The following is an 8,395-nucleotide window of genomic DNA, read 5'->3' on the forward strand; positions in this document are numbered from 1 at the left end:
ATGAACATGGAAATTCCGGGGTACCAGATCGAGCGGGAGCTCGGCGAGGGTGCGATGGCCACCGTCTATCTGGCGACCCAGCGCTCGCTGGAGCGCAAGGTGGCGCTGAAGGTCATGGCCTCGGCCCTGGCCGCCGACCGGAGCTTCTGCGAACGCTTCCTGCGCGAGGGCAAGACCCTGGCGCGGCTCAGCCACCCGCATACGGTCACCATCCATGACATCGGCAATGTCGGTAATCACTACTACATGGCCATGGAGTACCTGCCCAACGGCACGCTCAAGGACCGCATCGCCGAGGGAGTGACGCCGGAACAGGGCATCCTCTGGCTGCGCCAGATCGCCTCGGCGCTCGGCTATGCCCATGCCCAGGGGCTGGTCCACCGGGACGTGAAGCCGGCCAACATCCTGTTCCGCGCCAACGGCTCGGCGGTGCTCTCGGACTTCGGTATCGCCAAGTCACTGGAGGATCGCACCCAGTTCACCCAGGCCGGTTTCGCCGTCGGTACACCCAGCTACATGAGCCCGGAGCAGGCGCGCGGCCAGCAGATCGATGGGCGCGCCGACCTCTATGCGCTCGGCGTGGTGCTCTACGAAATCCTCACCGGCAAGCTGCCTTACAGCGGCACCGATTCGCTCTCCACCGCCCTGGCCCACCTCACCGAGCCGCTGCCTGAACTGCCGATCAATCACGGCCGCTACCAGGGCATCCTGCGCAAGCTGTTGGCCAAGGACCCGGCCGACCGTCTGGCCGACGCCGACGCCCTGATCGCCGCGCTGGACAACCTGAACGTCACCGTGCCGGTGGGCGACAACGAGGCGACACAGCTCCGGCCGATCGATCTGTCCGCGCTTTCGGCCGTAGCCGTGCAGCCGGAGCCGGTCAGGGTGACGCCGGCATTGGAGACCGCCGTCCCGCATCCTACCGTTGCCGAGGTGCGCGTGCCGGACCCTGCGGCCAACCATGCAGGCGACCCGCCCGGCCCGTCGCGCAGGCCCTGGGCGGTGGTGCTCGCGCTGGTGCTGCTCGGCGTTGTGCTCGTGGGTGGGGCGGGTTACTGGTTCCTGCGCCCGGGCGCACCGGTGCAGCCGGACACCGCCCAGACCGATGAGGGCAGCGAGCCCGTGGTGGACACCGATCGCGACAGCTCGGCCCAGACGACGGACGACACCCAGCCACCGGCGGATGGTGCGGTGGCCAGCGATGGCGGGGATCGTCCGCTACTCATGGACGGCAAGAAAACCCTGTTCCAGCGTGTGCTGAGCAAGCCTGGGGCGCGATTTGCCGGCGAGCCTGGCGCGTCGGCCGATGGCGCACCCATCCCGGCGTTCTCGGTGTTCTATGTCTACCAGCGCAAGGAGGCGGAGGGTCGCCCCTGGGTCGAGGTCGGCGCCTCCAGCGATGGCCAGCGCGACGGCTGGCTGCCGGCCGACCAGGTCAGCGACTGGAAGCAGAGCCTGGTGCTGAAATTCACCGAGCGCTCCGGCCGCTCGCCGGTGATGTTCCTCAAGGACGCCGCGACGGTGGAGCGCCTGCTCGCTGACCCCACCCAGGCCCGCGACACCTTGCACAAGGCGCGCACCGAACAGGCCGCTCCGCAGGTCGTGGCACTGGAGCCCGGCGACAGCGCCGTTCCGCAGGACAGCTTCTACCTGCTGCCGATCTTCCAGTCGCGGGAAAGCTTCGATGCCAGCGGCCAGCCCGTGCAACTGCTCAATGTGGCGTCCATCGACCCCGGCGATGCGCCGCAGGTCAAGGGCGAGGGCGGTGTGCCGAGCGCCGGCGGCGGCAACTTCCGCACCGGCATCGTGCTGGTGGTGGACACCTCGGTGTCGATGCAGCCCTATATCGACCGGGTCAACCGGGTGGTGCAGGGGTTGCAGCAGCAGATCGCCAGCCAGGGTGACCTGGACAGCGTGAGCTTCGGCCTGGTCGGCTTTCGCAGCAACGTGGAGAAGACGCCGGGCCTGGAGTACGTGACGCAGACCCTGGTGACCCTGGAAGAGGGGCGCGATCCGCGGCGCTTCGTCGAACTGGCCAGCCAGGTCCGGGCCACCGATGTCTCCAGCCACTCGTTCAACGAAGACGCCTTTGCCGGGGTGATGGACGCGGTGGAGAACATGGACTGGACCCCCTATGCCGGACGCCTGATCCTGCTGATCACCGACGCCGGCGCCCTGCGCAAGAACGACCCGCTGGGGCGCACGCAGATGAACGAGGCGGAGGTGCGTGAGGCCGCCCTGGCCAAGCAGATCCGCATCTTCGCCCTGCACTTGCGCACGCCGGCCGGGCGCAACAATCACGGCTTTGCCGAGCAGCAGTACCGCAGCCTGACTGCCGACTCCAACCCACAGATCGCCGACCTCTATGTGCCGGTGGCCGACGGCGGGGTGGACCGCTTCGGCGACACGGTCACGGAGATCGGCTCGGTGATCGCCAACCTCGTTCATGAGGCGCGCAACGACCGCCTGCCCAGCCTGCCACCACTGCGAGAAGGCGCCAGCGTCGCGGCCAAGACCACAGCGGTGGGCTATGCCATGCACATGGACTTCCTCGGCCGCCGTTCTGCCGCCCGGACGCCGCAACTGGTGACCGCCTGGACCGCCGATCGGGATCTGACCAACTCATCGCTGCCAGCCTTCCAGGTCTGCGTCCTGTTGAGCAAGCTGCAACTCAACGAGCTGCAGCAATCGCTGAAACTGATAGTCGAAGCCGCGCGGCGCACCCAGACCTCGCCTAAGGACTTCTTCCAGGAAATCGCCAGCGCCAGTGCCCACATGAGCCGCGACCCGACCCGGCTGACCCGTGGCAGCAACCTGCTGCAAAGCGGCGTGCTTGGCGAATACCTGGAAGGGCTGCCGTACCGCAGCAAGTCGCTGAACATGACCCAAGAGCTCTGGCTTTCCCTCAGCGTGGCGGAGCAGGAGGACTTCATCGACGAACTGGAGTCGAAGATCCGCCTCTACGAAACCTTCCACAACGACATCGCCAACTGGGTGCGTTTCGGCGATGCCCAGCCGGGCGACGCGCTGTACCGCGTGCCGCTGGCGACTTTGCCTTGAGGGGAGCTGAAGGGTGAGACGAGAGAAGTCCGGGCGGGGCCTGTGCCGATGCTGACGCTCAGGGATGTGCGCAAGACCCGCGGCGAAGGGCGTCAGCGCTACCGCCTGGTGGTCCCCCGGCTCGACCTGGAGGTTGGGCAGCGGCTGGCGCTGGTCGGCCCCAGCGGCAGCGGCAAGAGCACGCTGCTGGACCTGCTGGCCCTGGTGCTGTCGCCGGACCCGGGCAGCCGCATCGAACTCACCGCCAACGGTCACCGCCATGACATCGCCGCGCTCTGGCGCGCTGGCCGGCAGAGCGCCCTGGCCGATCTGCGCAGCCAACTGGTGGGTTACGTGCTGCAGACCGGCGGGCTGCTCGGCTTCCTCGATGTGGCGCGCAATATCGGTCTGTCGCGCGCCTTGCTCGGGCTGCCGACGGAGCCCGCCGTGCAGCGCCTGGCGGAACGGCTGGACATCGCCGACCAGTTGCACAAGAAACCCTCGGCCCTGTCCGTGGGCCAGCGCCAGCGGGTCGGCATCGCCCGGGCGCTGGCCCACGACCCGCCCATCGTGCTCGCCGACGAACCCACCGCCTCGCTGGACCCGCTGAATGCCGAGCGGGTCATGCGCTTGTTGGTGGCCCAGGCCGAAGAGCGTGGTGTCTGCATAGTGGTGGCCACCCATGACGCGAGCCTGGCCCGGCGCGCCGGCCTGCAACCCTGGGAACTGCAGGTGTGGCCCGGCGACGACGGCGGGGTGACGGCGACCCTGGAGCCGGCGTCATGAAGCCGGGGTTGATGGTCCAGCTCGCCTGGCACGACTACCGGGCCGAGGCGCGCCTGTCGCTGTGCGCGGTACTTGCGCTGGTTGCGGTGCTGGCGCCGCTGTTGGTGCTGTTCGGCCTCAAGTTCGGGCTGGTCACCACTCTCACCGAACGTCTCGAGCGCGACCCCGGTGTGAGGGAGATCATCCCCCTGGCCGGCGGACGTTTCAGCGCCCGCGACATCGACGCACTGGCGGCCCACCAGGACGTGGCCTTCGCCCTGCCGCGCACGCGCCAGATCGCCGCGACCGCCGATCTCTACGCGGACGGCAACGGCCAGGCGCTGACCGTGGAAATGTTGCCGACGGCCGAGGGCGATCCGCTGGTTCCGCCCAGGCTGCTGCCGCAAGCAGAGGACGAAGTCACCCTCAGCCAGCGGGCGGCGGAAAAGCTCGGCCTGCGTGCCGGTGATGCGTTCACCGCCGCCTTCGGCCGCCAGCGCAACGGGCGGCAGGAGTACCAGCGCATCGGCCTGCGGGTGAAGGGCGTGCTGCCGCTGGAGGCCTTCCCCCGTGACGCGCTGTTTTCCCGCCCGGGCCTGCTGGAGGCGGTCGAAGATTACCGTGACGGCAAGGGCTGGCCCGGCTATCGACCGGCGCCTGATCCCGCTCGGGTCTATCCGGGGTTCCGGCTCTATGCCGGCGACCTGGACAGCGTCGAACGGCTGCGGCAGCTGTTCGCCGAACGTGGCCTCGACGTGGCGACCCAGGCGGCGGCGATTGCCCAGGTTCGCTCCCTCAGCCGAAACCTGGCGCTGGTGTTCTGGATCATCGCCGGCCTGGCGGTGCTCGGTGCATTCGCCGCGATGACCGCCAGCACCCTGGCGGCCGTGGAGCGCAAGCGCCGGGCACTGGCGGTGTTGCGCCTGCTGGGGTTCTCCACCGCGGCGCTGATCGCCTTCGTCGTGTTGCAGTCGCTCTACACCGGCCTGCTCGGCGTCCTGCTGGCCTCAGCTCTCTACGGTGTGGCGCAGATGGGCCTCAACCGCCTGTTCGAAACGGGCGCCGGCGAATATGCCTGCCGCCTGCTGTTCGGCCATTACCTCGCGGCGTTGCTGGCCACCTTGCTCTGTTGCGCGCTGGCCTCGGCGTCGGGGGGCTGGCGCGCGGCGCGGATCGAAGCCTCGGAAGGATTGCGCGATGTCTAGCCCTGTCGTTCACAGCCTGCTCCTGTTCAGCCTGCTGGGCGGGTCCGCGCTGGCGGAAGAAACCACGACGCCGGACAACCCCAAGCCGCTGGCGGACGATGTCAGCCTGCCGCTGCCCTGCGAGGGGGAAATGGTCTTCCGTTATGCCTACATCCTGGCGCGGGGCACGCTGGACGACCGCGAGGTGAATCTGGGGCAACCCTTCAGCGAGGGAGAAACCGGCTACCAGCAATCCTTCATTTCCGGTTACCGGCGCGACTACATCAGCGGCCAGTTCGTGCTGGACGACCTGCCGGCCGACTGGCGAACGCGCATCGAACCGAAACTGCCAAAGGCCGAGGCCGATAACCTGCTCAAGCCGATGTTCTATTTCGTCGGCAAGTACGAGGTGACCCAGCGCCAATACGACCTGGTCATGGCCCAGGCCGCGGCGCTGGAAGGGCAGGGCGAGCCGCCGGCCTGCGCACCGCCGGTCACCGGCATGCAAGCGCGACTGCCCAAGGTGAAACTCTCGCGCCTGGAGGCGGAGCGCTTCACCGCGACCTATAGCGCGTGGCTGATGAAACATCACCGCGACCGCCTGCCGGTGAGCGGACGCCAGACCAGCATTGATGAAGGCGGCATGGGCTTCGTTCGCTTGCCCACCGAAGTGGAGTGGGAGTTCGCTGCGCGCGGTGCCCATGCGGTGAGCCGCCAGGAACTGGAAGCCCGTCTGTTCCCGCGCAAGGTAGACGGCAGCGACAACGAGGGTCCGCTGGGCGACTGGGCGGTGTTCAACCAGGTTGCCGGCGGCACCGGCCAGGGGGCGCGGCTGCTCCCGGTCGGGCTGAAGAAGCCCAATCCCATCGGCCTGTTCGACGTGATCGGCAACGCCGCCGAGATGGTCGAGGAGCCCTTCCAGCTGGTCCACGCCGGGCGCCGCCAGGGCACCTACGGCGGCTTCGTGGTAAAGGGCGGCAACTACCTGGAAGGCGAGATGACCCTGTTCACTGGCATGCGCCGGGAGTACCCGCTGTTCGCCGCCGATGGCAGCGAGCAGCGCAACGAAACCACCGGCTTGCGCGTGGCACTGGGCGCGCTGTCGGCGCCGCGCTCGCGCTACAAGGAGCTGTTCGAGCAATGGCAGGTCGAAGGGCGGCTGGGCGGGCTCACCGACGAGATCCAGGACGCCCAGGACCCGACCAAGCTGCTCGACGACATCATCAAGGGCAGCACCGACCCGAACCTGCAGGCGCGCCTGTCGCTGGTCAACGAGGAACTCAAGCGCAACGTCTCGCTGATCGCCCGCCAGCGGGAGGAGGCCGCCGGCAACCTGATCCAGTCGGCCGCGCTGGTGGCGGAAACCATCAACAACTACAACATCCGCCTGACCAACCTGAAGAAGAGCCTGCAACAGGCCAAGACGGCCAAGGACAGTGTCGCCGCCACGCTCTACGAAACCGCCATGAGCAATGGCCGCAGCGCCCTCAATGGCGCCGTGGCGATCTACATCGACAACCTGGCAACCGGCACACGTTATACCGATGCAGTCATCCAGGCGCAGTTCCAGCGTACCCGGGAAGAACTCAGTCGCAAGCCGGTACTGGGCGAAAGCCTGGTCAAGCGCGCCACCCTGTTCGTCAGCCATATCGATCGATATCGCAAGGAACAGCGCGCCGAGCCGGAGGCGATCCTGAAGGAATTGCTCGCTCCCTGACGGGCGGGCGCAAGTGTGGGTCCCGTCCGGCGCCGGGAGGGCGCCGCCGGCGGGGCCGAAGCAGGAATCAACTCGAAAGGAGAGAGCGTCCATGGAAAGTCATCGCAACACCTTGTCTGCCTTCAGTCGTTTCGCCCTCGGTGCCATCTGCACCACCCTCTTTCTCAGCGGCTGCACCACGATCAGTGGCGGAACCAGCTCCAAGGTGGCGGCCACCACTCGCGCGGAGTACTACCCGGGCTGCTATGAGCCAGTCGAACACCTGCGCGGTTCAGATGCCGCCATGCAGAAATCCGTGGCTACCGGCGCCGTTACCGGCGGCCTGCTGGGCGGCCTCACCGGCGCCCTGACCGGCGGCGACCATGCCGCACGCAACGCCCTGATCGGCGCGGCCACCGGTGCGGTGGTCGGCGGCGCCGTCGGCTACTACACCGAGCGGCAGAAGCAGATCACCGACGACCATGCGCGCATTGCCTCCTATGGGGCGGACATCGACAACAGCGTCGGCGACATGGACCGCAGCATCACCTACGCCAAGGCCGCGCAGGATTGCTACCAACGGGAATTCACCAAACTGCAGGCAGCGCACAAGGCCGGCAAGATGAGCGAAGCGGAAGGCAAGAAGCGCTTCGCCGAAATCATCAGCGGCCTGAAGGAAACCAACGCCCTGATGACGGCGGTGGATGGCCGCGCGGGTGAGAACATCGACACCTACACCCAGGCCTACGAGAAGGACCTCCAGCAGATCGGCGTGCAGCGCCAGAGCGTCACCCAGGTGGCAAAGGCGAAGACCAGCAAGCCGGCGTCGGCGAAGGTGCCGAAGGAAGCCGTCGACACCGAGGTCAAATTGCAACAGGCCGACACCAAGCGCAGCCAGGTCAAGCAGGTGACCTCCCGTGGCACCAGCATGATCTCCAGTGCCTGCAACAACCCGGACGTTGGCGACTGGGGCGCCGAGCAATGCTCCAGCGTGTGATGCCTTTCAGCAGGGGGTGCAGATCAGGCGGCAAGGTGCCGTCGCTCAATGCGCTGATGAGGACCTTGCCGACGTCGGATCGGTAGACGCCTGGAACCTGAGGTTTGGGCCTTGATCCGGATTCGGAGGTAGCCTTCTCTGCTGCCTCCGCGGCGGTGGACTGCAGGGGGTAGGTTGCGCCGACGCACAGGACGGCAGCGATCAGTGCCGCAAACGGGAATCGCACAAGGCCTTTCCTGATGAGCACCTCTGGTAACGCGACCTTCAGTGATCGCAGGGCTCAAGACAGGTATGGGGCTCACGGCTGAGAACTGTGGCGTCTCTTATACGACCCATCCCCATGGGGGATGGGTTCGTAGTCGGTCTGCTTGGAGTGCCTGTTCCAGGAGTCGGATACCTGAACATCGACGAAGTTGCCTCCCGCTGGAAATCGGTAGCAGAGGGGAGGTGGCTTTTATAGTCCTCCTTTATATAGGCAGCCCGGATGACAGAAAGATTTCAAATAAGTGTTGACGGCAGTTTTGGCATCCCTATAATGCGCACCTCTTCCGGCGCAGTCGCCAAGTAAAACTCCTTGATAATCAATGAGTTAAGCTAATGGCGAGGGTGTCGGAAGGTTCCGCTTCGCAAGGTTCGCCACTGGCGAATGAGGCTGGAACAGGAGGTGTTGACAGCGGCTTTGAACGCTGTAGAATGCGCCTCCCGCTGACGAGA

At 66.8% G+C, this 8,395-nt stretch carries 5 protein-coding genes; all 5 read left to right on the forward strand.

What is annotated here, in order from left to right; genetic code table 11:
* The 5 genes from E8F12_RS03435 to tagQ all read left to right on the forward strand — a co-directional run bounded on the left by E8F12_RS03435 (position 1) and on the right by tagQ (position 7,681).
* Positions 1-3,060, forward strand: coding sequence for a serine/threonine-protein kinase (locus E8F12_RS03435; protein WP_280323898.1), 3,060 nt, complete (start codon positions 1-3; stop codon positions 3,058-3,060).
* A 48-nt stretch (positions 3,061-3,108) separates the two neighbouring features.
* A complete protein-coding gene (locus tag E8F12_RS03440) occupies positions 3,109-3,825 on the forward strand; it encodes an ABC transporter ATP-binding protein (protein ID WP_280323899.1) in 717 nt (238 codons plus the stop codon).
* Positions 3,822-5,009 carry an FtsX-like permease family protein gene (locus tag E8F12_RS03445; protein WP_280323900.1) on the forward strand — a complete coding sequence of 396 codons (1,188 nt, stop codon included), beginning with the start codon at positions 3,822-3,824 and terminating at the stop codon, positions 5,007-5,009. Before E8F12_RS03440 ends, E8F12_RS03445 begins: the two co-directional genes overlap by 4 nt.
* Positions 5,002-6,705: an SUMF1/EgtB/PvdO family nonheme iron enzyme gene (locus E8F12_RS03450; protein WP_280323901.1), complete on the forward strand. Its 1,704-nt coding sequence runs from the start codon at positions 5,002-5,004 to the stop codon at positions 6,703-6,705. Before E8F12_RS03445 ends, E8F12_RS03450 begins: the two co-directional genes overlap by 8 nt.
* Before the next feature lie 91 nt (positions 6,706-6,796).
* Entirely contained in the window at positions 6,797-7,681 is an 885-nt protein-coding gene (gene tagQ, locus E8F12_RS03455) for a type VI secretion system-associated lipoprotein TagQ (protein WP_280323902.1), read from the forward strand.
* The last annotated feature ends 714 nt before the right edge of the window (positions 7,682-8,395 follow it).

It is taken from the genome of Pseudomonas sp. BN102, assembly GCF_029871245.1.
Classification (GTDB): Bacteria; Pseudomonadota; Gammaproteobacteria; order Pseudomonadales; family Pseudomonadaceae; genus Metapseudomonas.

What these genes read in the sequence shown, in the direction of transcription:
- E8F12_RS03450 (WP_280323901.1), top strand. Translation starts at nt 5,002, where the DNA reads ATGTCTAGCCCTGTCGTTCACAGCCTGCTCCTGTTCAGCCTGCTGGGC.
- E8F12_RS03445 (WP_280323900.1), top strand. Translation starts at nt 3,822, where the DNA reads ATGAAGCCGGGGTTGATGGTCCAGCTCGCCTGGCACGACTACCGGGCC.
- E8F12_RS03435 (WP_280323898.1), top strand. Translation starts at nt 1, where the DNA reads ATGAACATGGAAATTCCGGGGTACCAGATCGAGCGGGAGCTCGGCGAG.
- tagQ (WP_280323902.1), top strand. Translation starts at nt 6,797, where the DNA reads ATGGAAAGTCATCGCAACACCTTGTCTGCCTTCAGTCGTTTCGCCCTC.
- E8F12_RS03440 (WP_280323899.1), top strand. Translation starts at nt 3,109, where the DNA reads ATGCTGACGCTCAGGGATGTGCGCAAGACCCGCGGCGAAGGGCGTCAG.